Genomic DNA, 22,802 nt, shown 5'->3' with positions numbered 1-22,802 from the left:
GGACAAACCAGTCAATTCTACGGAATCCGGGAAGGGGCGGCGAGCGGGAAAGAAAGCGCCTTGCCAACGCCGCCCTGCCGGCCTCGGCCGCCGATGCGCGCGAAGTGTAAAATGCCGCTTTTCATGCAGTCTTCATATCGGGAGGTCGGAATGACGAAGGAGAGGGATCACGCTCTGAGTCCGGCGGAACGCCGCGCCGCGCTGGGCCTGGCGGGGGTCTATGGCACGCGCATGCTGGGCCTGTTCCTGATCCTGCCGGTGTTCGCACTGTATGCCGAGACCCTGCCGGGAGCCACGCCGCTGCTCACCGGCCTGGCGATCGGCATCTACGGGCTGACCCAGGCGCTGTTGCAGATCCCCTTCGGCCTGCTGTCCGACCGCCTCGGGCGCAAACCGGTGATCCTGGGCGGTCTGGCGCTGTTCGCGCTGGGCAGCGTGGTGGCGGCGAGTGCGGAGGACATGCTCTGGATCGTGGCCGGCCGCGCCCTGCAGGGCAGCGGCGCGGTGGCGGCGGCGATCATGGCCCTGGCGGCCGATCTCACGCGCGAGGAGCAGCGCACCAAGATCATGGCCACCATCGGCATGACCATCGGCCTGTCCTTCATGCTGGCGATGATCGCCGGCCCCGCTCTGGATGCCTGGGTGGGCGTGCCGGGCATCTTCTGGATCACGGCCGGGCTGGCACTGGCCGGCATGGCGCTGATCGCCTGGGTGGTACCGACGCCACTGCGCAGCTCGGTGCATCGCGACGCCGAGCCGGTGCCGGCCCTGTTCCGGCGGGTGCTCACGCAGGCCGACCTGCTGCGTCTCGATCTCGGCATCTTCTCGCTGCACCTGATCCTCACCGCCCTGTTCCTGGCCGTCCCGCTGCTCCTGCGCGATGCCGGCGTGGCACCGGCGAATCACGCGCTGGTGTACCTTCCGATCATGCTCATCGCCATCATCGGCATGGTGCCCTTGGTGATCCTGTCCGAGAAGGGCGGACACATGAAAGGCGTGTTCCTCGGCGCCATCAGTACCCTTGGCGTAGCGCAACTGCTGATCTGGCGCTTCGGTCATCAGTTCTGGCCGCTGGTGCTGGCGGTGGCGCTGTTCTTCGTGGCCTTCAACCTGCTCGAGGCCATCCTGCCCTCGCTGGTATCCAAGACCGCGCCGCCGGACGCCAAGGGTACGGCAATGGGCGTGTATTCCACCTCGCAGTTCACGGGGTCCTTCGTCGGCGGCGTGCTGGGCGGCTGGCTGCACCAGCACTACGGCGTCATGGCGCCCTTCCTGTTCGGCGCCGGCATGACCCTCGTCTGGCTGCTCGCTGCCAGCGGCATGCGCCAGCCACAGCGGGTGGCCAGCGAACTGCTGCACCTGCCCGAGACGGCGCTGGGCGATCCGGCAAGGATAGCCAGCCAGCTGCAGGCCCTGCCGGGGGTGGTCGAGGCGGTGGTGGTGCCCGAGGAGGGGGTAGCCTATCTGAAGGTCGATCGCGAGCATTTCGAGCGCGCGCAGGCGGATGCAATCATCGGCGCGCCAGCGTAACATCCCAATCGCTGAACGAACCGACGGCTGACCCCAAGGAAGGGACGCCAGCACCTATTTTCGAGGAGGAAAGATGGCCAGCAGAGGCATCAACAAGGTAATCCTGATCGGCAACCTGGGGCAGGACCCCGAGGTCCGCTATATGCCCAACGGCGGCGCGGTATGCAACATCACCGTGGCAACGTCCGAGTCCTGGAAGGACAAGAACACCGGCGAGCCGGTGGAGCGCATCGAATGGCACCGGGTGGTGATGTTCCGGCGCCTGGCGGAGATCGCCGGCGAATACCTGCGCAAGGGCTCCAAGGTGTACATCGAGGGCAAGCTGCAGACCCGCAAGTGGCAAGACCAGCAGGGAAACGACCGCTACACTACCGAGATCGTCGCCGACGAGATGCAGATGCTCGACTCGCGCGGTGGCGGCAGCGCCGACTTCGCGCCGCGTCAGCAGCAGGGGGCGCCCCAGCAGAACGCCCAGCCGCAGGGAGCGCAGGGAACACCCGCCCCTGCCGCACCGCCGGTGGATAACAGCTACGACGACGATATTCCCTTCTAGCCCGGATGTTTCACCGGCATCCCGAGAGCCGGCGGAATTCGCAGCCGCTGTGGGGCTGGTTTGGAGCGAAAGGGATAGTTGTCGCTATCGCTTGAGTGAAAACCAAGCCACAGCGAGCGAGAAACCGCCGGAATCGGGATAGAACAACGCAGGCTACAAATTGTCACCGACGATTGGCGTCCCTTTTTGCCATTCTTGCTCGATCATGCAGCCTGTTGGGCTTCGAGCGTTGTTCGGCCGGTGAAATATTCGGGCTAACCCCCTTCTCGCCCGGTCCTTGCCGGGCGAGCTGCATCGCCGTCTGCCCACATTCGAATATTATTATCCTGCAAGATGTAAATGCTTGTTGTAAAAGGTGTTTTTCGGGGCTAGATTGACCAGGCAATCGGATTTTCCCTGCCTGGGAGGTCTTACCGAAGATGCCGATCAACAAGCAGGCCCTGTCCACCGTCTTTCTGTACGGCCTGCTGTGCATTCTGACCGTTTGCTCCGCTGGCGGCGTCTCCGCCTCGTCAACTTCCTATTGGCAGGACAAGTTCTACATCGAGCGCAGCTTCCACGACATCGCCCTGAACGCCGAGTACACCAGCGAGGGCGTGCCTCCGGTGATCAAGCGCTGGGTGCGCCCCCTGCGCGTGTGGATGCACAGCGGGGAGGGAGACGCCCATACCCAGCGCGCCCTGCTGCGCCGCCACCTCGAGATCCTGGGCAGTATCGCCCGCCTCTCGGTGCGCCTGGTCGAGCGCCCCGAGGAAGCCAATGTACGGGTCTACTTCGCCGCGGACGATGAACTCGACGCCCTGGTGGCGCGCGAGATGCCGGCGATCGCGGAAAACGAATTCGCGTACAGCTGGTGCATGGGCAGCATCCGTTTCAACCGACGCGCCGAGATCGTGCGCGGCACCGTGGTGATCCCAGTCTCCCGGGTGACGGCGGCTGGCAAGCTCGAGTCCTGTATCGTCGAGGAGGTCACCCAGATGCTGGGGTTGATCAACGACTCGCGCTTCGCCCTGCACACGGTGTTCAGCGACCGCAGCGACGACGAGCGCCTGACCGGCCTGGATTACCTGCTGATCCGCCTGCTCTACTCGCCGGCCCTGCGCACCGGCATGACCTGGGAACAGGCCCGGCCGGCGGTGCGCCGCCAGCTCGACGCCTGGGAAAAGGTCGGCCTGATCCGCCGGGCCGAACGCCTGGTGAGGCGTCACATGCCCTACGCGCTCGCCGGCGGCTGACCCCCCTCGCCCGCCAGCTCGTTGGCCAGGCGCTTGAAGTCGTCCACGTCCAGAGTCTCGGCACGCGCACCGGGGTCGAGGCCCAGGGCGGCGATGCGTTCCGCCGAGACCCGCCCCTTCAGATTGTTGCGCAGCGTCTTGCGGCGCTGGGCGAAGGCCAGGCGCACCAGCTCGGCGAACAGTGCCGGGTCGTCGATGCCGACCGCCGATTCCGGCAACGGGGTGAGGCGCACCAGACTGGAATCCACCTTCGGCGCCGGACGGAAGGCACCGGGGCCGATGTCGAACAGGTGCTCGACCCGGCACCAGGCCTGCAGCATCACCGACAGGCGACCGTAGGTCTTGCTCCCCGGCGGCGCGGCCATGCGCTCGACCACCTCCTTCTGCAACATGAAGTGCATGTCGCGGACCAGCCGCCGGTAGTCCAGAAGGTGGAACAGCAGCGGCGTGGAGATGTTGTAGGGCAGATTGCCGACCACCCGCAACGGGCGACCGTCGCCGGTCAGGGCAGCAAAATCGAACTTCAGGGCATCGGCCTGGTGCAGGCGCAACCGACCGTACGGCGCGCAACGTTCGGCCACCAGTGGCACCAGGTCGCGGTCGATCTCGATGGCATCCAGTTCACCCGCGGCCTCGAGCAGCGGACGGGTGAGCGCCGCCTGCCCGGGACCGATCTCGACCAGGTGCTCGCCCGGGCGCGGATCGATGGCCCGCACGATCTTGCGGACGATGTTCGGATCGTGCAGAAAGTTCTGCCCGAATCGTTTGCGCGCCCGATGGCCCACCTGGGTCAGGGCAGCATCATGCCGCGGATCGTGAAGTACAGCAGCGCGGCCAGCAGGGCCGAGGCCGGCACCGTGATCAGCCAGGCGGCGACGATCTTCATCAACGCCGAACGTTTGACCAGTTGCTTGCGCACCATCTTCTTCAGGCGCTTGCGCTCGCCCTTCTCCAGCGGCAGGCTCTTTTTCTTGTCCTTGAGCTCACGCAACATCATGCGCTTTTCTTCCAGCGAGGCGACGCGGAAACGCTCCAGGAAGGCCTCGACCACCTCGCGATCCTCGCCCTGATGGTGCTCCTCGATCTCGTCGATCATGCGCGCATAGGTCGCTTTGAGGTGCTCACGCAGGAAGCCCACGCCGAACACCGCACCAACCGCGATGTGGGTCGAGGACACCGGCAGGCCGAGCTGGCTCGCGATGATCACAGTGATGGCAGCGGCCATGGCGATGCAGAAGGCGCGGCTCTGATCGAGGTCGGTGATCTCGCTGCCCACGGTGCGGATCAGCTTGGGGCCATACAGAGCCAGGCCCAAGGCGATCCCGAGGGCACCGATCATCATCACCCACAGCGGGATGGGCGCCTTCCGGGCGATGTCGCCGTGCGCCAGGGCCTCGTTGATGGCGGCCAGCGGACCCACCGCGTTGGCCACGTCGTTGGCCCCGTGGGCGAAGCTGAGCAGGGCAGCGGCGAAGATCAGCGGGATGGTGAACAACCGGTTGATTGCCGCCTTGTCGTTGTCCATGTCGCGGGTCGAGCGCCGGATCAGCGGGCGCACCAGCAGGTAGATGCCGACGGCGACTGCCAGACCGACCAGCAGGGCGGTGCCGAAGTCGGTCTTCCAGATCTTTTTCAGCCCCTTGAGCACCAGGTAGGTGGAGAAGGCCCAGACCATGGCCGCCACCAGCAGGGGCACCACGCGGCGTGCGGCAGCCAGCTTGTCGCGGCGGTACATGATGCTGCGCTTGATGAGATACAGGAAGATCGCGGCGATGATGCCGCCAAGCACCGGCGAGATCACCCAGGAGGCGGCTATGGCCCCCATCTTGCCCCAGTTGGCGATACCGAAGCCGCCCGCGGCAATGCCGGCGCCGAGCACCCCGCCAACGATGGAATGGGTGGTCGAGACCGGTGCGCCCAGCGCGGTGGCGGCATTCAGCCACACCGCACCGGCGAGCAGGGCGGCCATCATCAGCCACACGAAGGTGTCGGTGTCGCCGATCATCTGCGGATCGATGATGCCCTTCTTGATGGTGCCCACCACGTCGCCCCCCGCGATCAGGGAGCCGCCTGCCTCGAAGATGGCGGCAATGAGGATGGCCCCGCCCAGGGTCAGGGCGCGCGAGCCGACGGCCGGCCCCACGTTGTTGGCCACGTCGTTGGCACCGATGTTGAGCGCCATGTAGCCGCCCATGATGGCGGCGATCACCAGGGTGTCGCTGGCGTTCAGGGCAACGCTCACATAGAAGATGGTACCGACGAGAAAGAGGATGGCCATGCTCAGGCGGGCCATTTCGCTGCGTGCCGGCGCGGTGGCGCGTTCGATGTCCTGCAGGTTTTCCAGTTTCATGATGATCGGGTCGAAAGAGGAGGTGGCGGTATTGTACCCATCTCGCAGCGAAGCTGTAGGAGGCCCGTCCCCGGGCCAAACCACCATCGGCCAGGGCGCCGGGTGAGGGATGTCCCTCATGGCGCGGCGGGGCCGGCTGGTCTATTCAATGGGGTGCGGCGTCCCGCCGCATGTCGCGAGGAGGAAACCGCCATGTCCAACTACTGCAGTGACATCGTCATCCATATCGACGAAGACCTGAGCGACGAGCAGATCCACGCCCTGGAGCGTGACCTGGCCTGGATGGACGGGATCTATAGCGCCTGCGTGCACGAGCGTGCCCGCCACCTCATGCTGGTGGACTTCGACCCCGAGGACGTGCGCCCCGAGCGGGTGTTGCGCGAGGTCCAGGCCCACGGCATGCACGCGGAGTTGATCGGCCTGTGAGCACTGCCGTTGGCACGAGAAGGCCGGGAACGGATGCAAATAGCTGTTTGTCGAGGTAAAATTGCCGGTCCCCTGAATTAAACCGGTAAACAGATGGCAGGCAGCGTCTACATCAAGACCTTCGGGTGCCAGATGAACGAGTACGACTCGCAGAAGATGCGGGACGTGCTGCGGGAATCGCTCGGCCTGGAGGAAACCGACCGCCCCGAGCAGGCCGATGTGCTGTTGCTCAACACCTGTTCGATCCGCGAGAAGGCGCAGGAGAAGGTGTTCTCCCAGCTCGGGCAGTGGCGGCCGTGGAAGGAGACCAGGCCCTCGCTGGTGATCGGCGTGGGCGGCTGCGTGGCCAGCCAGGAGGGCGAGGCCATCCGCGAGCGAGCGCCCTTCGTCGACCTGGTGTTCGGCCCGCAGACCCTGCACCGCCTGCCGGAGATGATCGAACAGGCCCGCCGCGGCGAGCCGGTGATCGATGTCAGCTTCCCCGAGATCGAAAAGTTCGACCGCCTGCCCGAGCCACGCGCCGAGGGTCCCACGGCCTATGTCTCGATCATGGAGGGCTGCTCGAAGTACTGCACCTTCTGCGTGGTGCCCTACACCCGCGGCACCGAGATCAGCCGGCCGTTCGACGACGTCATCGCCGAGGTGGCCCAGCTCGCCGCCCAGGGCGTGCGTGAGGTCAACCTGCTGGGGCAGAACGTCAACGCCTATCGCGGGCAGATGCACGACGGCGAGACCGCCGACCTGGCGCTGCTGATCCGCTACGTCGCCGCCATCGACGGCATCGAGCGCATCCGCTACACCACCTCGCACCCGGTGGAGTTCTCCGACAGTCTGATCGAGGTCTATGCCGAGGTGCCCGAACTGGTCAGCCACCTGCACCTGCCGGTGCAGTCCGGCTCGGATCGCATCCTGCTGGCCATGAAGCGCGGGCACAGCGCCTGGGACTACAAGCAGAAGATCCGCCGCCTGCGCGAGGTGCGCCCCGACATCAGCATCTCCTCGGATTTCATCGTCGGCTTCCCCGGCGAGACCGAGCAGGACTTCGAACACACCTTGCGCCTGATCGAGGAGATCGGCTTCGACCATTCCTTCAGCTTCATCTACAGCCGACGCCCCGGAACCCCGGCTGCCGAGCTGCCCGACGACGTGCCGCTGGCGGTCAAGCAGCAGCGCCTGGCGCGCCTGCAACAGCTGGTCAACAGTCAGGCCCAGCGCATCAGCCGGCAGATGGTGGACACGGTGCAGCGCGTGCTGGTCGACCGTCCCTCGCGCAAGAACCCGAACGAACTGGCCGGGCGCACCGAGAACAACCGGGTGGTCAACTTTGCCGGCCCCGCCTCGCTGATCGGCCATTTCGTCGACCTGCGCATCACCGAGGCCTTCCCCAACTCGCTGCGCGGCGAGCTGGTCGCGCCCGTTGAAGAGGCCGTCAACGCCTGATGAAGGAACACCCCGACTCGCTGGACCTGCTGCTCGAGCCCGAGGACAACGAGCGCCTGCGCAACGTCTGTGGCCAACTCGACGAACACCTGCGCCAGCTCGAACGCCGGCTGGGCATCGAGATCAGCAACCGCGGCAACTTCTTCCGCCTGTTCGGCGGTCCCGAGGCGGTGCGCGCGGGCCGCGAGGTACTGCAAGGCCTGTATGACGCCTCGGCGCACGAGGTGCTCACGCCCGCGCGGGTGCACCTGTTCCTGCAGGAATCGGGCATCGAGGCCCTGCTCGAGCCGCGCGAGGCGGATGCCCCCGAGGTCACCATCCGCACACGCCGCGGCCTGATCCGCCCGCGCGGCCCCAACCAGGCAGAGTACCTGCAACGGGTGATGACCCATGACATCAACTTCGGTATCGGCCCGGCAGGCACCGGCAAGACCTATCTCGCCGTGGCCTGCGCAGTGGACGCACTGGAGCGCGAGCAGGTGCGACGCATCCTGCTGGTACGCCCGGCGGTGGAGGCCGGCGAGCGCCTGGGCTTCCTGCCCGGCGATCTCAGCCAGAAGATCGATCCCTACCTGAGACCGCTGTACGACGCCCTCTACGAGATGCTGGGCTTCGAGCGCGTGAGCAAGCTGATCGAGCGCAATGTCATCGAGGTGGCGCCTCTGGCCTACATGCGTGGGCGCACACTCAACGAGGCCTTCATCATTCTCGACGAGGCGCAGAACACCACCCCGGAGCAGATGAAGATGTTCCTCACCCGCCTGGGCTTCGGCTCGACAGCGGTGATCACCGGCGATGTCACCCAGGTGGATCTGCCACGCGGCCAGCAGTCGGGCCTGCGCCAGGCCATCGAGGTGCTCGGCGGGGTCGAGGGCCTGAGCTTCACCTTCTTCAACGCCCGCGACGTGGTGCGCCACACCCTGGTGCAGAAGGTGGTGCAGGCCTACGACCGCCACGACCGCGGGAGCGACGCATGAACCCCGAGATCGAGGTGCAGTACGCGGTGCGCGACGAGCGCACGCCGCCCGAATCGGCCTTTCGCCACTGGGCGGACGCAGCCCTGAGCGACCGCGAGGGGCCGGCGGCCGTCACCATCCGCGTGGTGGACGAGGACGAGAGCCGCACCCTCAACCGCGAATACCGCGATCGGGACCGGCCGACCAATGTGCTGTCCTTTCCCTTCGAGGCCCCGCCCGGGGTGCCGGCCGAGGAGACCGGGCACCTGCTCGGCGACCTGGTGATCTGTGCGGCAGTGGTCGAGCGCGAGGCGGCCGAACAGGGCAAGAGCCCGGCAGCACACTGGGCACACATGGTGGTGCACGGCGTACTGCACCTGTGCGGCCATGATCACCAGACGGAGGCCGAGGCGGAGGTCATGGAGACGCGCGAGCGCGCCATCCTCGAACGCCTGGGCTTCGGCGACCCCTACGACGAATGACCCCTTTCCCCCATCCCCCGACGAGATGACATGAACAGCAAGGACCGAAGTCGCAGCGGTTCGTTCGCGAGCCGCCTGCTGGAGCGACTGCTCCCGGAGACCCGCAACGAACCGGAAACCAAGGAACAGCTCGTCGAGCTGTTGCGCCAGGCACGCCGCAAGGCGCTGTTCGACGGCGACGCCCTGTCCATGATGGAGGGCGTGCTGCAGGTCTCGGACCTGCAGGTGCGCGACATCATGATCCCGCGCGCACAGATGGTAGTGGTAAGCCGTGACGACTCGCTCGAGCAGATCCTGCCCGTGGTGGTCGAGTCCGCGCACTCGCGCTTCCCGGTGATCGGCGAGGACCGCGCCGAGGTGGTCGGGATCCTGCTCGCCAAGGACCTGCTGCAATACTGTGGGCGCGATGCCGAACGCTTCCGTCTGCGCGACATCCTGCGCTCGGCGGTGTTCGTGCCCGAGAGCAAGCGGCTCGACGTGCTGCTGCGCGAGTTCCGTGCCAGTCGCAGCCACATGGCCATCGTGGTGGACGAGTACGGCGCGGCGGCCGGCCTGGTCACCATCGAGGACGTGCTCGAGCAGATCGTCGGCGAAATCGAGGACGAATACGACTTCGACGAAGGCGCCTTCATCATGCGCCGCGACGAGAACCACTACACCGCCAAGGCACACACCAGCATCGAGGACTTCAACGCCTATTTCGAGGTCGATCTGCCCGACGAGGGCTACGACACCATCGGCGGGCTGGTGCTCAAGGCCTTCGGGCGCATGCCCAAGCGCGGCGAATCGGTGGAGGTCGGCGGCTTCCGCTTCGAGGTCCTGGGCGCCGACGGCCGGCGTATCCGCCTGCTGAACATCGAGCGCCTGACGCCCGCCACCGGGGGCGCGAGCGACGGCGAGGCCTGAGTGCCACTGCGGGTCGCCCCCTCCCTGCTGCGCGGGGCTGCCGCCTTCGGGCTGGGCGCCCTGCTGGTGCTGGCCTTCGCTCCCTTCGGCCAGGGCTGGCTGGCGCTGCCACTGATCGCCGCCCTGCTGCATCTCTGGCGTGGCACGCACAACACGCGCGAAGCGGCCGCCATCGGTTATGCCTTCGGCCTCGGCCTGATGGGCTTCGGCGTCTTCTGGCTGCGCATCAGCATCGACCAGTTCGGCGGCGTGGTGCCACCGCTGGGACTGCTGTTCACCCTGCTGTTCATCGCCGTGGTGGCCGCCTACTTCGCCCTCGCAGGCGCCAGCCTACGCTGGCTGGGGGGCACCCGTGACGGCCCCTGGCTGCTGTGGCTGGTCGCACCGCTGGCCTGGCTGGGCACCGAGTTGCTGCGCGCCTATCTCTTCACCGGCTTCCCCTGGCTGTCCCTGGGCTACAGCCAGGTCGACCTGCCACTGGCGGGTTTCGCCCCCCTGCTCGGCGTATTCGGCGTCGGCGCCCTGCTGGTGCTCTCGGCCGGGCTGTTGCTTACCTGGCGGCGGGGCTGGCCCCTGCTCGCCCTGATCCTGCTGTGGGGCACGGGGGCACTGCTCGGGCGCATCGACTGGACCGAGCCCGCGGGCACGCCGGTGCCGGTGGCACTGGTGCAGGGCAATGTGCCGCAGCACGAGAAGTGGCGGCCCGAGCAATTCCAGCCGAGTATCGAACGCTACCTGGGACTGAGCGAGCAGGCGCCGGAGGCACGCCTGGTCGTCTGGCCGGAGACGGCCATCGCAGCATTCGACGACGAGGTCGAATACACCCTGCTGCGGCCGCTCGACCGGCGCATGCACAACGAGGGGCGGGACCTGCTCACCGGCATCGCGGTGCGTCGCCCCGACGGTCGCTATTACAACGCCATGGTCGGGCTCGGGACCTCCGGCCGACAGCAGTATCTCAAACGCCACCTGGTGCCCTTCGGCGAATACCTGCCGCTGGCCCCCTTGCTGCGCCCGCTGCTGGACTTTCTGCGCATTCCCATGTCGGACTTCAGCGCCGACCCCTCGGTCGGCCCGGTGCTGCATCTCGCCGATCACGTAGTGGGCGTGGACATCTGTTACGAGGACGCCTTCGGCCACGAAGTCGCCGAGGCCCTGCCGCAGGCGGCGTTCCTGATCAACGCCAGCAACGATGCCTGGTTTGGCGACTCGCTGGCGCCGCATCAACACCTGCAGATCGCGCGGATGCGTGCGCGAGAAACCGGCCGCTGGCTGCTGCGCGCGACCAATACCGGCATCTCGGCGGTGATCGACGAGCGCGGCCGGGTGCGCGCACGCTCGCCCCAGTTCGCCCCCGCGCTGCTGCAGGCCGAGGTGGTACCGCGCCGGGGCGCCACCCCCTACGTGCGCTGGCACGATGCCCCCTTGTGGGTGCTGGCGATCCTCGGCGGCCTATGGCTCCGGTGGCGGCGGGACCGCGTCGTCTAGCCCGGATGTTTCACCGGCATCCCGAAAGCCGGCGGAATTCGCAGCCGCTGTGGCGGCGGTTTGGCGCTCAAGGGATAGCTGTCGCTATCGCTTGAGTGAAAGCCAAGCCACAGCGAGCGAGAAACCGCCGGAATCGGGATAGAGCAATGCAGGGTACAAACGGCAACCGACGATTGGCGTCCCTTTTTGCCATTTTTGCCCGATCATTCAGTCTCCTGGGCTTCGAGCGTTGTTCGCCCGGTAAAATATCGGGCTAGTCCCAGGCGGTGCAGCCGCTCGCGTTCCAGCCGCTGCTGCTCGACACTGTAGCGCAGCACCTCGGCGTGCTGGAATGTCGCCTCGGCCTCGTCGGACCAGGGCTCGGGCGACAGCCGCGGCGCCTCCGGCGGGTCGCTGCAGGCGGAAAGCAGCAGGGCACCTGCCAGCGCCAGGGGGCTGGGCAGCCGGGGGCCCTTTGTATAGAGTGCGTGCATTGCCATCTCACCCTTGCAGGAGACTAGTCCAGATGAGCAGAGAAATCATTGCCACCGATCAGGCCCCGCAGGCCATCGGCACTTATTCCCAGGCGGTCAAGGTGGGCAGCACCGTGTACCTGTCGGGCCAGATCCCGCTGGTACCCGAGACCATGGAGATGGTCGACGGCGACATCGAGGCGCAGATCCGACGCGTGTTCGACAACCTCGCCGCCGTGGCCCGGGCCGCTGGCGGCAGCCTGAACGACGTGGTCAAGCTGAACATCTTCCTCACCGACCTGGGTCACTTCGCCAAGGTCAACGAGGTGATGGCCGAGTACTTCCAGCAACCCTATCCGGCGCGCGCCGCCATCGGCGTGGCGGCGCTGCCGCGGGACGCTGGTGTCGAAATGGACGCCATCATGGAACTCGGCGGCTGATCGGCTGTCGCTTGACTGAAGCCAGGCGGGGTTTTTCCGCCGGATGCCCTGATCCACTGACAAACGGAAATTCACGATGCAAAAACTGATCCTGGCCGTACTCCTCCTGGGCATCATCCAACCCGCACTGGCAGAGGACAAGAAATCGGTGCCTACCTTCGGCGACTGGGGTAAGGCCTGCGAGAAGGGGATGGCCGACGACAAGGGCAAGCAGGGACCGGAGGTCTGCTACATCTTCCAGAACGTGAGCAACAAGGACAACGGCAAGCTGGTGATGCAGATGCGCATCGGCATGGCGCCGCAGAACGGCAAGCCGGTCCTGATCGTGACCCTGCCGCTGGGGGTTCTTTTGCCTCCGGGCGCGGCCTTCGTGGTCGAGGGCCACGAAAAGGAACCGCTCAAGCTGCCCTTCCTGGCATGCGCGCCCGAGGGCTGCACCACCGTGGGCCAGGTCATCGACGACAAGCTGCTCAAGGCCATGAAGAAGGCCCAGAAGGCCGCGGTGCGCGTGGCCCTGCTCAACCGCCAGGTGCTCACCCTGCCGGTCTCCCTCAAGGGCTTTACCCGCGCCTACATCGCGCTCAACAAGAAATGACGCTCGCCTGAATCAACCGCTCACGGTCACCAGCACCCGCCGCCGGTGGCCATGATGGCGGTGCTCGTAGAGAAAGACCCCCTGCCAGGTCCCCAGCGCACAGCGCCCCTCGCGCACCGGCAGGGTCAGGTCCATGTTGGTGAGTATCGAGCGGATGTGTGCCGGCATGTCGTCCGGCCCCTCCAGGCTGTGCCGGTATCGCGGATCACCATCCGGCACGCTGCGCTGGAACCAGGTCTCCAGGTCGTGCCGCACATCGGGATCCGCGTTCTCACACAGGATCAGCGAGGCGCTGGTGTGCTGCACGAATACGTGGCACAGACCGGTGTGCACTCCGCTGCGTGCCACCACCCCCTGCACCTCGCGGGTAATATCCAGGGTCCCGCGTCCGCGGGTATCGAATTCGAGCATCTCCTGAAACATGGCGTCGGTCCTGCGATGAAGACGATAGTGTAGGGCCTTTGTCGCGCTGCGTGCAGCCATTGCCCGGGTTCCGATGCAAGGATGGAATCGCGAAGGCCTCCCGACGGGGTGACAAGCGGGGGATAACCACAAAGGACACAAAGGCTATTGATGTGACGGCCTTGTGCTCATCGGCCAGCATCACATAGGAAATCTTCGTGTCCTTCGTGCCCTTTGTGGTCCCCCCTTCTGAAACCTTCGCGTCCTTGGCGGTTCTCCCGCCTACCCCTGTGTTCTTGTTACGTTCTCCCTCCTCCAGTATCCTCGTCCCATGAACGCCAAAGCGGACAGTCTGGCGACGATACCAGTGACCGCGCTGCGCGGGGTGGGGCCAAGACGCGCACAACAACTGGCGCGGCTGGGCATCGACACGGTGCAGGACCTGCTGTTCCACCTGCCGCTGCGCTACCAGGACCGCACTCGGGTGGTGCCGGTGGGCAGCCTGCGCGCCGGCGACCAGGCGGTGATCGAGGTCACCGTCGATCATGCCGAGGTGCGCTTCGGCCGGCGGCGTTCACTGCTGGTACGGGTGTCCGACGGCAGCGGCGCCCTGATGTTGCGCTTCTTTCACTTCACCGCCGCGCAGAAACAGGCCTTCGCGCGCGGCGTACGCCTGCGCTGCTTCGGCGAGGCACGCAATGGCCCGGCGATGCTCGAACTGGTGCATCCCGAGTACACCCTGCTGCGCGACGACGCGCCAGCCCCCGTCGAGGAGGCACTGACGCCGATCTATCCCACCACCGAGGGCCTGCACCAGTTGAGCTGGCGGGATCTCACTGGGCAGGCCCTGGCGCTGCTGCACGAAGGCCGTGCCCTGCAGGAACTGCTGCCCGAGGCGGTGTTGCGCGAACACCGGCTGCCCTCTCTGCCCGAGGCGGTAGCGCTGCTGCACAGGCCCCCGCCGGATGTTTCCACCCAGTTGCTGTCGGAGAACGGCCACCCCGCGCAGCAGCGCCTGGCCTTCGAGGAGCTGCTGGCCCACCAACTCAGCCTGCGCATGCTGCGCCGCCGCGCGCGCGCGCATGCCGCGCCGCGGGTCATCGTCGCCGGCGAACTGGAGCGTCGCCTGCTGGATACACTGCCTTTCGAACCGACCGGTGCTCAGCGGCGAGTGGCAGAGGAGATCGCCGGCGACCTGGCCTCGGGCCGCCCCATGCTGCGCCTGGTGCAGGGCGACGTGGGCAGCGGCAAGACCCTGGTCGCAGCGCTCGCTGCAGCGCGTGCGCTGGAGGACGGCTGGCAGGTGGCGCTGATGGCACCGACCGAGCTGCTGGCCGAGCAGCACCGGCAGAACCTGGCGCAATGGTTCGCGCCGCTGGGCATCGAGGTAGGCTGGCTCACCGGCCGTCACAAGGGGCGCCGACGCGCGGCGGTGCTCGAGCACCTGGCCGCCGGCGAGCTGGCGCTGGTGGTCGGCTCCCATGCCCTGTTCCAGGAGGATGTGCGCTTCGCCCGCCTGGGCCTGGCGATCGTGGACGAGCAGCACCGCTTCGGCGTGCACCAGCGGCTGGCGCTGCGCAACAAGGGCGACGGACTGGTGCCGCACCAGCTGATCATGACCGCGACACCCATCCCGCGCACCCTGGCGATGACAGCCTATGCCGATCTCGACCTGTCGGTGATCGACGAACTGCCACCCGGCCGCCAGCCGGTGAAGACGGTGGTGATCAGCGACGAACGTCGCAGCGAGGTGGTGGCCCGGGTGGGTGAAAACTGTCGCCAGGGACGCCAGGCCTACTGGGCCTGCACCCTGATAGAGGAGTCCGAGGCCCTGCAATGCCAGGCCGCCGAGGACACCGCACGCGAGCTGGCCGAGGCCCTCCCGGACCTGCGGGTCGGGCTGGTACACGGACGCCTGAAGGACGCTGACAAGGAAGGGGTGATGCAGGCCTTCAAGGCCGGCGAGCTCGACCTCCTGGTGGCGACCACCGTGATCGAGGTCGGCGTGGACGTGCCGAACGCCAGCCTGATGATCATCGAAAATGCCGAACGCCTGGGACTGGCGCAGCTGCACCAGTTGCGCGGCCGGGTCGGGCGGGGCGCGGCCGAGAGCCACTGTGTGTTGATGTATCACCCCCCACTCGGGCAACTGGCGCGTGAGCGCCTCGGCATGCTGCGAGAGAGCAGCGACGGCTTTGCCATCGCCCGCAAGGATCTGGCGCTGCGTGGTCCCGGCGAGGTCCTGGGTACCCGGCAGACCGGGGAGGTACAGTTCCGCATCGCCGACCTGGTGCGCGACGAGGCGCTGATCCCGCAAGTGCAGGCGCTGGCCGACCGTCTGTTGCGTGAACACCCCGAGCTGGCCGCGCCGCTGATCCGCCGTTGGCTGGGCGAAAAGGTGCATTATGCAGCGGTCTGAGGCGCGCCGGGGACGGGGCGCATGCTCCAATCCCGCCAACCGATACGAGGCACACCACGTCGAGACCTTCGACGATGGCTGGGGCAGCAGCGAGGAGCTGCCGCCGCTGAATCGCGAGCTGGTACGCGATACCAGCCGCTCGGTGATTACCCGCAACGACTCACCGGACGTGCCCTTCCGCCAGTCGATCAACCCCTACCGCGACTGCGAGCACGGTTGCATCTACTGCTTCGCGCGGCCCAGCCACGCCTGGCTGGGCTATTCCCCGGGGCTGGATTTCGAGACCCGGCTGCACTGGAAACCCGACGCCGCCATGCGGTTGCGCGAGGAACTGGCACGCCCGGGCTACCGCTGCCAGCCCATCGCGCTGGGGATCAACACCGACGGTTGGCAGCCGATAGAACGCGAGTTCGGCATCAGCCGCGCCCTGCTCGAGGTGCTGTGCGAGGCCCGGCACCCGGTGAGCATTGTCACCAAGTCGGCATTGATCGAGCGCGATGTCGACCTGCTCGCCGAGCTGGCGCGTGATGGCCTGGTACAGGTGAACGTATCGCTGACCACCCTCGACCGCAGACTGGCACGGCGCATGGAGCCGCGCGCTGCCGCCCCGCAGCGCCGCCTGCGGGTGATCGAGCGGCTCGCCACCCAGGGTATCCCGGTGGGCGTGCTCATCGCCCCGGTGATCCCGTTTCTTACCGACAGCGAACTCGAGGCCCTGCTGGATGCCGCGCATGCTGCCGGGGCGCACGAGGCCGGCTACGTCCTGCTGCGCCTGCCCCACGAGGTCGGCCCCCTGTTCGACGAATGGCTGGCCGTGCACTATCCCGAACGCCGCGAACGGGTGCTGGCCCGCATCCGCGACAGCCGCGGTGGCCGGCTCTACGATAGCCGCTTCGGCCACCGGATGGTCGGTGAAGGGCCTTTCGCCGAGTTGATCGCCGCGCGCTTTCGAAAGCGGTATCGGGCGCTGGGCTTCCCCGGTCTGCCGCCGCTGCGTTGCAACAAGTTTCGCGCGCCCTCACCCAGCGGGCAGCTCGGCCTGTTCGATTGAACGGGTGAAACCCGGCACAGATACCTGCCCTCCCCTTGTACAGGAGAGGCCGGGAGACGCTTCCTCCAGGACAAGCACTGGCCCCGCTAGCAGGGGATAAGCGTCGTGCCGGGGGCCTTGCATGTCGTCCTGGAGCGGGACTTAGCCCATGCGCTGCAAGTTCAGAGCGGGTCGCCGACGCGCAACCCGAGCTGCTCGGCGGCACTGCCGAGATTGACCGCGATCTCGACCAGGCCCAGGGCATTCAGGTGCCAGAAGGCCGTGCCCGGCGACACCTCGGCAAAGGTGCGGGCATGCGGCAATTCGTGCCCGGCGAGGCACCACGGACCGCCATCCGGGGCCAGCGGGGCCGGAATGCCGGTCACCAGGTTGCCGAAACGATCGATGTACACGATCTCGTCGAGCCGCCCGGACCAGTCATGGCCGACGCAATCTGCAGGGCGTAGTTCGGTAGTCTCCAGCGCCTCACCCGAGAGCAGGCGCAGCGCAGCGGGCACGAACCAGTCGCGGCCATGGAAGGTGGCGGGGATGTCACCGGGCATCCAGTCGATACGCCGGATGCGCAGCGCCCCCGCGAAAAAGGGGGCGAACAGGCCGTTGTCGGGACCGATCAGGCGCAGATCGTCACACTCGACGAGCAATCCGCCGCGCGCGGTACCGACCCCGGGGTCGACCACTGCCACCACGGTGGCACCCCGCGGCACCCAGCGGCACCCAGCGGCGCAGAGCGGCGAGCAGGACACCGGCGCCACGCGGTCGAAAGGGGGCAGGTCGTGTTGCAAGTCGATGATCCCGGCCCCTGGCCGGGCCTGGCGTATCACCGCATGCAGCAGGCCGACCCAGGGGCCATCGAGCCCGTAGTCGGTAAACAGGACGAGCGGGCCACTCATGCCAGCCCGCACCCCCGAAACGCAAAAGGCCGGGCAATGCCCGGCCTGTCGCTCGCGCAGCGGGCGATCATTCGGTCTCGACGGCCGCTTCCATGTCGTCACCCTCGGCGGCCTCGACGATCGGGCGATCGACCAGCTCGACGTAGGCCATGGGTGCCTTGTCGCCGGGGCGATAACCACACTTGAGGATACGCAGATAGCCGCCCGGACGCTCCTTGTAGCGCGGGCCCAGCTCGTTGAACAGCTTGGCCACAGCGGCCTGATTGCGCAGGCGGGCGAAGGCCAGGCGACGCTTGGCCACGCTGTCTTCCTTGGCCAGGGTGATCAACGGCTCGGCCACACGGCGCAGTTCCTTGGCCTTGGGCAGAGTGGTCTTGATCAGTTCATGCTCGAACAGCGAGTTGGCCATGTTGCGGAACATGGCCTTGCGATGTGCGCTGTTACGGTTCAGCTGCCGTCCGGATTTGCGATGACGCATGGGTCGACTTCCTATGCAAAAAGGTTACTACGGGGAACGCTTCTCAGCGTGCCATCAGTTCTTCGAGATTCTCCGGCGGCCAGTTCTCCAGGCGCATGCCCAGCGACAGGCCACGGGTGGCAAGTACGTCCTTGATCTCGGTCAGGGACTTCTTGCCCAGATTCGGGGTCTTGAGCAACTCCACCTCGGTGCGCTGAATCAGGTCACCGATGAGGAAGATGTTCTCGGCCTTCAGGCAGTTGGCCGAACGTACCGTCAGTTCCAGATCGTCCACCGGGCGCAGCAGGATGGGATCGACCGCCGGGCCCTTGCCTTCTTCTTCGTCAGCACCGGTGGCCGTGGTGGTCTGGTCGAGATTGACGAAGGCACTGAGTTGATCCTGCAGGATGGTCGCCGAGTGACGCACGGCATCTTCCGGGTCGATGGTGCCATCGGTCTCGATATCCAGCACCAGGCGGTCGAGGTCGGTACGCTGCTCGACGCGGGCGGCCTCGACGCTGTAGGCGACGCGACGGATCGGGCTGTAGGAGGCGTCGAGCTGCAGACGACCGATGGGGCGGTCCTCGCCGGCCGCACCCTCGCGGTTGGCTGCGGGCTCGTAGCCGCGACCACGCTCGACCTTGATGTTCATGCTCAGCTCGCCCTTGTCGGTGAGATGCGCGATCAGGAATTCGGGGTTGGCGATCTCCACGCCATGCGGGAGCTGCAGGTCGCCGGCGGTCACCGTACCCGGACCCTTGGCGTTCAAAGCCAGCATGGCCTCGTCACGGTCTTCCATGACGATGGCCAGCTCCTTGAGGTTGAGCAGGATCTCGAGCACGTCTTCCTGCACGCCCTCGGTGGCGCTGTACTCGTGCAGCACGCCTTCGATCTCCACCTCCGTGACCGCGCAACCGGGCATGGACGAGAGCAGGATGCGGCGCAGCGCATTGCCCAGGGTGTGGCCGAAGCCCCGCTCCAGCGGCTCCAGGGACACCTTTGCGTGACGATCGCTGATCGTCTCGACGTTGACGATGCGTGGCTTGAGGAACTCGTTGACCGAACCCGCCATGGATTACCCTCTTCTGTTCTCTGTCCGGAAGATACCGATCACTTCGAATACAGTTCGACGATCAGCTGCTCGTTGATCTCGGCCGGCAGTTCGGCACGGTCCGGATAACGCTTGAACACGCCCTTCATGGCGTTGGTGTCCACTTCCACCCACTCGGGGAAGCCATACTGCTCGACAAGTGCAAGGGAGGCCTTGATGCGCTCCTGCTTCTTGGCCTTCTCGCGCACGCTGATCACGTCTTCGGGCTTGACCCGGTAGGAAGCGATGTTGACCACCTTGCCGTTGACCTCGATGGCCTTGTGGCTGACCAGCTGGCGCGCCTCGTTTCGGGTGCAGCCGAAGCCCATGCGATAAACCACGTTGTCCAGGCGCGACTCCAGCAGGCGCAGCAGGTTCTCGCCGGTGGGGCCTTTGACCCGGTCTGCTTCCTTGTAGTAGTTGCGGAACTGGCGCTCGAGCACACCGTACAGACGGCGAACCTTCTGCTTTTCGCGCAGCTGAACGCCGTAGTCGGACAGGCGCCGGCGACGGTCACCGGACTGACCCGGCACCTTTTCCATGTTGCACTTGGTGTCGATGGAGCGGACGCGGCTCTTGAGGAACAGGTCGGTGCCCTCACGGCGCATCAGTTTGCATTTTGGTCCGAGATAACGTGCCATGATCTAACTCCAGTTACACGCGGCGCTTCTTGGGCGGGCGGCAGCCATTGTGGGGAATCGGGGTGACATCCGAGATGCTGGTGATCTTGAATCCGGCGTTGTTCAGCGCACGCACGGCCGACTCACGCCCCGGCCCCGGGCCCTTGACATTCACATCCAGGTTCTTGACACCGTACTCCTTGGCCATCTCGCCACAGCGATCCGCGGCCACCTGGGCAGCGAAGGGCGTACTCTTGCGCGAACCACGGAAGCCGGAACCGCCGGCGGTCGCCCAGCACAGGGTATTGCCCTGGCGATCGGTAATGGTGATGATCGTGTTATTGAACGAGGCATGCACATGGGCGATGCCGTCGGTAACGACCTTCTTGACCTTTTTACGGGTGGTGTTCTTGGCCATCTGCCTGATTCCTGAAAACTTCGCGTTTGCTTAACGTTTGATCGGCTTGCGCGGACCCTTGCGGGTGCGGGCATTGGTCTTGGTGCGCTGGCCGCGTACCGGCAGGCCACGACGATGGCGGATGCCACGGTTGCAGCCCAGGTCCATCAGCCGCTTGATGTTCATCGACACCTCGCGACGCAGGTCACCCTCGACCGTGTACTTGCCCACTTCGGTACGCAGCTTCTCGAGTTCTTCGTCGCTCAGCTCCATCACCTTGCGGCTGGGCTCGACACCGGCGGCATCACAGATGCTTGCTGCGCGCGTCGGGCCAATGCCGTAGATCGAACGCAGCGCGATCACCACGTGCTTCCGATCGGGAATGTTGACACCAGCAATACGGGCCATGCTCAAATTCTCCTGAAAACTCTCTCGGCAAATGACGCGCGAAAGCGCGGCACTATATCAAAATCCAGGCGCCTGTTCAACGCCACGAACGGCGACCGATCAACCCTGGCGCTGCTTGTGGCGCGGGTCGGTGCAGATCACGCGCACCACGCCGTGGCGCTTGATGATCTTGCAGTTGCGGCACATCTTCTTGACCGATGCTCTGACTTTCATAGCTCCAACTCCGAATGAAACCGTCGCTCAGCGCAGCGAACCCGCGCCGCCAACGTTCTTGAAATTCGCCTTCTTCATCAGGCCCTCGTACTGGTGCGACATGATGTGCGCCTGCACCTGGGCCATGAAGTCCATCACCACCACGACCACGATCAGCAACGAGGTGCCGCCGAAGTAGAAGGGCACGTTCCAGCCCGCGCGCAGGAACTCCGGCAGCAGGCAGACCGCAGTGATGTACAACGCGCCGGCCAGGGTCAGCCGCGACATCACCTTGTCGATGTAGGCCGCAGTCTGCTCGCCCGGACGGATGCCGGGGATGAAGGCGCCGGACCGCTTCAGGTTCTCTGCCGTCTCCTTCGCGTTGAACACCAGCGCGGTGTAGAAGAAGCAGAAGAAGATGATGCCCGCCGCATAGGCCACCATGTACAGGGGCTCACCCGGCGACACCAGCGCGATGATGTCCTGCAACCAACGCATGTTCTCGGTGTTACCCGCCCACTGCGCGAGCGTGGTCGGGAACAGGATGATGCTCGATGCGAAGATCGGCGGAATCACCCCGGCCATGTTCAGCTTCAGCGGCAGATGGCTGCTCTGCGCGGCGAACATCTTGCGACCCTGCTGGCGCTTGGCGTAGTTGACCGTAATGCGCCGCTGCCCCCGCTCCACGAACACCACGAACCCGGTCACCCCGATCGCCAGGATGAACAGGAACAGGGCAAACAGCGCATTCATCTCGCCATTGCTGACCAGCTCGACCACCGAACCGAACGCGGCCGGCATGCCAGCCACGATACCGGCGAAGATGATCAGCGAGATGCCGTTGCCCAGGCCGCGCTCGGTGATCTGTTCACCCAGCCACATCAGGAACATGGTGCCGGTCACCAGCGACACAGTCGCAGTGAACACGAACCCCGGCCCCTTGGCCACCACCAGTCCCTCGCCAAACTGCCCCTGCAGGGCCACCGCGATGCCGATCGCCTGGAAGGTCGCCAGCACCAGGGTGCCGTAGCGGGTGTACTGGGTGATCTTGCGCCGACCGGCCTCGCCTTCCTTCTTGAGCTGTTCCAGCTTGGGGATCACCGCGGACATCAGCTGCACGATGATCGAGGCCGAGATGTAGGGCATGATCCCCAGGGCGAACAGGCTGGCACGCTTGAGTGCGCCCCCTGAGAACATGTTGAACATGTCCAGGATGGTGCCCTGCTGTTGGTCGAACAGCGCCGCCAGCGCCGCCGGATCGATCCCGGGTACCGGGATGAAGGTGCCGATGCGATACACGATGATCGCACCCAGCACGAACAGCAGGCGGCGCTTCAGCTCGGTAAGCTGACCGAAGGCGATACCGGCGGCGGGGTTCTGGGCCATGGGTCGTTCAGTCCTCGACCTTGCCGCCGGCCGCCTCGATGGCAGCGCGGGCGCCCTTGGTCACACGCAGCCCCTTGACCGTCACCGCGCGACTGATCTCACCGGACAGGATGATCTTGGCCCGGGTCTTGTTGCGCGGCAGGATGTCGGCCGCGTGCAGGGCCTCCATGTCCACCACTTCACCCTCGACCTTGGCGATCTCGTCGAGACGCACCTCGGCGGTCAGCTTGGCCTTGCGCGAGCGGAAGCCCACCTTGGGCAGGCGCCGCTGCAGCGGCATCTGGCCGCCCTCGAAGCCGATCTGCACCTTGCCGCCGGAACGGGCCTTCTGGCCCTTGTGGCCGCGACCGGCAGTCTTGCCGAAGCCGCTGCCGATGCCCCGGCCGACACGCTTGCGCGCGCGCTTGCTGCCTTCGGCGGGTTTGAGCGTATTCAGACGCATCTCAGGCTTCCTCCACGACTTGAACCATGTAGCACACCTTGTTCACCATGCCGCGGGTGGAAGGCGTGTCCTCGACTTCGACAACCTGGTGCATGCGCCGCAGGCCCAGCCCCAGGACGCACTCCTTGTGGCCCTTCTTGCGGCCGTGCATGCTGCGCACCAGCTTCACTTTCATCATCTTCTTGTCAGCCATGG

At 66.2% G+C, this 22,802-nt stretch carries 27 protein-coding genes; 13 read left to right on the top strand and 14 right to left on the bottom strand.

Annotated features, from left to right (window positions below):
- The first annotated feature begins 150 nt into the window (after positions 1 to 150).
- The 3 genes from EBS_RS01185 (at position 151) to EBS_RS01175 (ending at position 3,318) form a co-directional block, all read left to right on the top strand.
- Complete coding sequence (locus EBS_RS01185; RefSeq protein WP_231892824.1) at positions 151 to 1,530, top strand: MFS transporter; 1,380 nt, start codon at positions 151 to 153, stop codon at positions 1,528 to 1,530.
- A gap of 73 nt (positions 1,531 to 1,603) precedes the next feature.
- Positions 1,604 to 2,083 (top strand): single-stranded DNA-binding protein, encoded by a 480-nt coding sequence (gene ssb, locus EBS_RS01180; RefSeq protein WP_043106932.1) that lies wholly within the window; start codon positions 1,604 to 1,606, stop codon positions 2,081 to 2,083.
- Positions 2,084 to 2,502: 419 nt separating this feature from the next.
- A complete protein-coding gene (locus EBS_RS01175) occupies positions 2,503 to 3,318 on the top strand; it encodes a DUF2927 domain-containing protein (protein ID WP_043106931.1) in 816 nt (271 codons plus the stop codon).
- On the opposite strand, the gene rsmA is transcribed toward EBS_RS01175, so the two are convergent.
- Positions 3,297 to 4,103, bottom strand: coding sequence for a 16S rRNA (adenine(1518)-N(6)/adenine(1519)-N(6))-dimethyltransferase RsmA (rsmA, locus tag EBS_RS01170; protein WP_043106930.1), 807 nt, complete (start codon positions 4,101 to 4,103; stop codon positions 3,297 to 3,299). The genes EBS_RS01175 and rsmA overlap by 22 nt on opposite strands.
- Positions 4,104 to 4,108: 5 nt before the next feature.
- Positions 4,109 to 5,668 carry an inorganic phosphate transporter gene (locus tag EBS_RS01165; RefSeq protein ID WP_043106929.1) on the bottom strand — a complete coding sequence of 520 codons (1,560 nt, stop codon included), beginning with the start codon at positions 5,666 to 5,668 and terminating at the stop codon, positions 4,109 to 4,111.
- A gap of 192 nt (positions 5,669 to 5,860) precedes the next feature.
- Between EBS_RS01165 and EBS_RS01160 the strand changes: the two genes are divergently transcribed.
- The 6 genes from EBS_RS01160 (at position 5,861) to lnt (ending at position 11,366) form a co-directional block, all read left to right on the top strand.
- Positions 5,861 to 6,094, top strand: coding sequence for an acyl-ACP--UDP-N- acetylglucosamine O-acyltransferase (locus EBS_RS01160; protein WP_043109023.1), 234 nt, complete (start codon positions 5,861 to 5,863; stop codon positions 6,092 to 6,094).
- Between the two features lie 93 nt (positions 6,095 to 6,187).
- A complete protein-coding gene (miaB, locus tag EBS_RS01155) occupies positions 6,188 to 7,534 on the top strand; it encodes a tRNA (N6-isopentenyl adenosine(37)-C2)-methylthiotransferase MiaB (protein ID WP_043106927.1) in 1,347 nt (448 codons plus the stop codon).
- A complete protein-coding gene (locus EBS_RS01150) occupies positions 7,534 to 8,511 on the top strand; it encodes a PhoH family protein (protein WP_043106926.1) in 978 nt (325 codons plus the stop codon). The genes miaB and EBS_RS01150 overlap by 1 nt, the downstream gene beginning before the upstream one ends.
- On the top strand, positions 8,508 to 8,972 hold the full coding sequence (ybeY, locus tag EBS_RS01145) for an rRNA maturation RNase YbeY (protein WP_043106925.1): 465 nt from the start codon (positions 8,508 to 8,510) through the stop codon (positions 8,970 to 8,972). Before EBS_RS01150 ends, ybeY begins: the two co-directional genes overlap by 4 nt.
- A 30-nt stretch (positions 8,973 to 9,002) precedes the next feature.
- Positions 9,003 to 9,878 (top strand): HlyC/CorC family transporter, encoded by an 876-nt coding sequence (locus EBS_RS01140; RefSeq protein ID WP_043106924.1) that lies wholly within the window; start codon positions 9,003 to 9,005, stop codon positions 9,876 to 9,878.
- Positions 9,879 to 11,366: an apolipoprotein N-acyltransferase gene (gene lnt / locus EBS_RS01135; protein ID WP_052199174.1), complete on the top strand. Its 1,488-nt coding sequence runs from the start codon at positions 9,879 to 9,881 to the stop codon at positions 11,364 to 11,366.
- Between the two features lie 203 nt (positions 11,367 to 11,569).
- On the opposite strand, the gene EBS_RS12620 is transcribed toward lnt, so the two are convergent.
- A complete protein-coding gene (locus EBS_RS12620) occupies positions 11,570 to 11,845 on the bottom strand; it encodes a hypothetical protein (RefSeq protein WP_148307596.1) in 276 nt (91 codons plus the stop codon).
- Positions 11,846 to 11,871: 26 nt separating this feature from the next.
- Between EBS_RS12620 and EBS_RS01130 the strand changes: the two genes are divergently transcribed.
- On the top strand, positions 11,872 to 12,258 hold the full coding sequence (locus tag EBS_RS01130) for a RidA family protein (RefSeq protein WP_043109021.1): 387 nt from the start codon (positions 11,872 to 11,874) through the stop codon (positions 12,256 to 12,258).
- A 76-nt stretch (positions 12,259 to 12,334) separates the two neighbouring features.
- On the top strand, positions 12,335 to 12,853 hold the full coding sequence (locus EBS_RS01125; RefSeq protein ID WP_043106923.1) for an invasion associated locus B family protein: 519 nt from the start codon (positions 12,335 to 12,337) through the stop codon (positions 12,851 to 12,853).
- A gap of 12 nt (positions 12,854 to 12,865) precedes the next feature.
- On the opposite strand, the gene EBS_RS01120 is transcribed toward EBS_RS01125, so the two are convergent.
- A complete protein-coding gene (locus tag EBS_RS01120) occupies positions 12,866 to 13,276 on the bottom strand; it encodes a secondary thiamine-phosphate synthase enzyme YjbQ (RefSeq protein WP_043106921.1) in 411 nt (136 codons plus the stop codon).
- 310 nt (positions 13,277 to 13,586) lie between these two features.
- Between EBS_RS01120 and recG the strand changes: the two genes are divergently transcribed.
- Positions 13,587 to 15,674: an ATP-dependent DNA helicase RecG gene (gene recG / locus EBS_RS01115; RefSeq protein ID WP_043106920.1), complete on the top strand. Its 2,088-nt coding sequence runs from the start codon at positions 13,587 to 13,589 to the stop codon at positions 15,672 to 15,674.
- Complete coding sequence (locus EBS_RS01110; RefSeq protein ID WP_043106919.1) at positions 15,661 to 16,725, top strand: PA0069 family radical SAM protein; 1,065 nt, start codon at positions 15,661 to 15,663, stop codon at positions 16,723 to 16,725. Before recG ends, EBS_RS01110 begins: the two co-directional genes overlap by 14 nt.
- Before the next feature lie 161 nt (positions 16,726 to 16,886).
- Here the strand turns inward: EBS_RS01110 and EBS_RS01105 are convergent, their stop codons facing one another.
- From EBS_RS01105 to rpmD, 10 genes are all read right to left on the bottom strand, one after another.
- Positions 16,887 to 17,615, bottom strand: coding sequence for an SAM hydrolase/SAM-dependent halogenase family protein (locus EBS_RS01105; protein WP_043106918.1), 729 nt, complete (start codon positions 17,613 to 17,615; stop codon positions 16,887 to 16,889).
- Between the two features lie 67 nt (positions 17,616 to 17,682).
- Positions 17,683 to 18,093: a 50S ribosomal protein L17 gene (gene rplQ, locus EBS_RS01100; RefSeq protein ID WP_043106917.1), complete on the bottom strand. Its 411-nt coding sequence runs from the start codon at positions 18,091 to 18,093 to the stop codon at positions 17,683 to 17,685.
- A 43-nt stretch (positions 18,094 to 18,136) separates the two neighbouring features.
- Entirely contained in the window at positions 18,137 to 19,144 is a 1,008-nt protein-coding gene (locus EBS_RS01095) for a DNA-directed RNA polymerase subunit alpha (protein WP_043106914.1), read from the bottom strand.
- A 38-nt stretch (positions 19,145 to 19,182) separates the two neighbouring features.
- Positions 19,183 to 19,803 (bottom strand): 30S ribosomal protein S4, encoded by a 621-nt coding sequence (rpsD, locus tag EBS_RS01090; protein ID WP_043106912.1) that lies wholly within the window; start codon positions 19,801 to 19,803, stop codon positions 19,183 to 19,185.
- 13 nt (positions 19,804 to 19,816) lie between these two features.
- Positions 19,817 to 20,200 (bottom strand): 30S ribosomal protein S11, encoded by a 384-nt coding sequence (gene rpsK, locus EBS_RS01085; protein WP_043106910.1) that lies wholly within the window; start codon positions 20,198 to 20,200, stop codon positions 19,817 to 19,819.
- Between the two features lie 30 nt (positions 20,201 to 20,230).
- Complete coding sequence (rpsM, locus tag EBS_RS01080; protein ID WP_043106908.1) at positions 20,231 to 20,587, bottom strand: 30S ribosomal protein S13; 357 nt, start codon at positions 20,585 to 20,587, stop codon at positions 20,231 to 20,233.
- A 99-nt stretch (positions 20,588 to 20,686) separates the two neighbouring features.
- The gene (gene rpmJ, locus EBS_RS01075; protein WP_043106907.1) at positions 20,687 to 20,800 is read right to left on the bottom strand and encodes a 50S ribosomal protein L36; all 114 of its coding nucleotides are present in this window, start codon (positions 20,798 to 20,800) and stop codon (positions 20,687 to 20,689) included.
- A gap of 27 nt (positions 20,801 to 20,827) precedes the next feature.
- Positions 20,828 to 22,165: a preprotein translocase subunit SecY gene (gene secY / locus EBS_RS01070; RefSeq protein ID WP_043106906.1), complete on the bottom strand. Its 1,338-nt coding sequence runs from the start codon at positions 22,163 to 22,165 to the stop codon at positions 20,828 to 20,830.
- A gap of 7 nt (positions 22,166 to 22,172) precedes the next feature.
- The gene (rplO, locus tag EBS_RS01065) at positions 22,173 to 22,607 is read right to left on the bottom strand and encodes a 50S ribosomal protein L15 (RefSeq protein WP_043106905.1); all 435 of its coding nucleotides are present in this window, start codon (positions 22,605 to 22,607) and stop codon (positions 22,173 to 22,175) included.
- 1 nt (position 22,608) lies between these two features.
- A complete protein-coding gene (rpmD, locus tag EBS_RS01060; protein ID WP_043106904.1) occupies positions 22,609 to 22,800 on the bottom strand; it encodes a 50S ribosomal protein L30 in 192 nt (63 codons plus the stop codon).
- Positions 22,801 to 22,802 lie beyond the last annotated feature (2 nt).

The sequence above is a fragment of the endosymbiont of unidentified scaly snail isolate Monju genome, assembly GCF_000801295.1.
Lineage (GTDB): Bacteria > Pseudomonadota > Gammaproteobacteria > Chromatiales > Chromatiaceae > MONJU.
This window is presented reverse-complemented; position numbering and strand designations above follow the sequence as displayed.

Bases quoted from the DNA above. Each gene is read 5' to 3' on its own strand.
- EBS_RS01185 (WP_231892824.1), top strand. From the start codon at position 151: ATGACGAAGGAGAGGGATCACGCTCTGAGTCCGGCGGAACGCCGCGCC.
- ssb (WP_043106932.1), top strand. From the start codon at position 1,604: ATGGCCAGCAGAGGCATCAACAAGGTAATCCTGATCGGCAACCTGGGG.
- EBS_RS01175 (WP_043106931.1), top strand. From the start codon at position 2,503: ATGCCGATCAACAAGCAGGCCCTGTCCACCGTCTTTCTGTACGGCCTG.
- EBS_RS01165 (WP_043106929.1), bottom strand. From the start codon at position 5,668: ATGAAACTGGAAAACCTGCAGGACATCGAACGCGCCACCGCGCCGGCA.
- EBS_RS01160 (WP_043109023.1), top strand. From the start codon at position 5,861: ATGTCCAACTACTGCAGTGACATCGTCATCCATATCGACGAAGACCTG.
- miaB (WP_043106927.1), top strand. From the start codon at position 6,188: ATGGCAGGCAGCGTCTACATCAAGACCTTCGGGTGCCAGATGAACGAG.
- EBS_RS01150 (WP_043106926.1), top strand. From the start codon at position 7,534: ATGAAGGAACACCCCGACTCGCTGGACCTGCTGCTCGAGCCCGAGGAC.
- ybeY (WP_043106925.1), top strand. From the start codon at position 8,508: ATGAACCCCGAGATCGAGGTGCAGTACGCGGTGCGCGACGAGCGCACG.
- EBS_RS01140 (WP_043106924.1), top strand. From the start codon at position 9,003: ATGAACAGCAAGGACCGAAGTCGCAGCGGTTCGTTCGCGAGCCGCCTG.
- EBS_RS12620 (WP_148307596.1), bottom strand. From the start codon at position 11,845: ATGGCAATGCACGCACTCTATACAAAGGGCCCCCGGCTGCCCAGCCCC.
- EBS_RS01130 (WP_043109021.1), top strand. From the start codon at position 11,872: ATGAGCAGAGAAATCATTGCCACCGATCAGGCCCCGCAGGCCATCGGC.
- EBS_RS01125 (WP_043106923.1), top strand. From the start codon at position 12,335: ATGCAAAAACTGATCCTGGCCGTACTCCTCCTGGGCATCATCCAACCC.
- EBS_RS01120 (WP_043106921.1), bottom strand. From the start codon at position 13,276: ATGTTTCAGGAGATGCTCGAATTCGATACCCGCGGACGCGGGACCCTG.
- recG (WP_043106920.1), top strand. From the start codon at position 13,587: ATGAACGCCAAAGCGGACAGTCTGGCGACGATACCAGTGACCGCGCTG.
- EBS_RS01110 (WP_043106919.1), top strand. From the start codon at position 15,661: ATGCAGCGGTCTGAGGCGCGCCGGGGACGGGGCGCATGCTCCAATCCC.
- EBS_RS01105 (WP_043106918.1), bottom strand. From the start codon at position 17,615: ATGAGTGGCCCGCTCGTCCTGTTTACCGACTACGGGCTCGATGGCCCC.
- rplQ (WP_043106917.1), bottom strand. From the start codon at position 18,093: ATGCGTCATCGCAAATCCGGACGGCAGCTGAACCGTAACAGCGCACAT.
- EBS_RS01095 (WP_043106914.1), bottom strand. From the start codon at position 19,144: ATGGCGGGTTCGGTCAACGAGTTCCTCAAGCCACGCATCGTCAACGTC.
- rpsD (WP_043106912.1), bottom strand. From the start codon at position 19,803: ATGGCACGTTATCTCGGACCAAAATGCAAACTGATGCGCCGTGAGGGC.
- rpsK (WP_043106910.1), bottom strand. From the start codon at position 20,200: ATGGCCAAGAACACCACCCGTAAAAAGGTCAAGAAGGTCGTTACCGAC.
- rpsM (WP_043106908.1), bottom strand. From the start codon at position 20,587: ATGGCCCGTATTGCTGGTGTCAACATTCCCGATCGGAAGCACGTGGTG.
- rpmJ (WP_043106907.1), bottom strand. From the start codon at position 20,800: ATGAAAGTCAGAGCATCGGTCAAGAAGATGTGCCGCAACTGCAAGATC.
- secY (WP_043106906.1), bottom strand. From the start codon at position 22,165: ATGGCCCAGAACCCCGCCGCCGGTATCGCCTTCGGTCAGCTTACCGAG.
- rplO (WP_043106905.1), bottom strand. From the start codon at position 22,607: ATGCGTCTGAATACGCTCAAACCCGCCGAAGGCAGCAAGCGCGCGCGC.
- rpmD (WP_043106904.1), bottom strand. From the start codon at position 22,800: ATGGCTGACAAGAAGATGATGAAAGTGAAGCTGGTGCGCAGCATGCAC.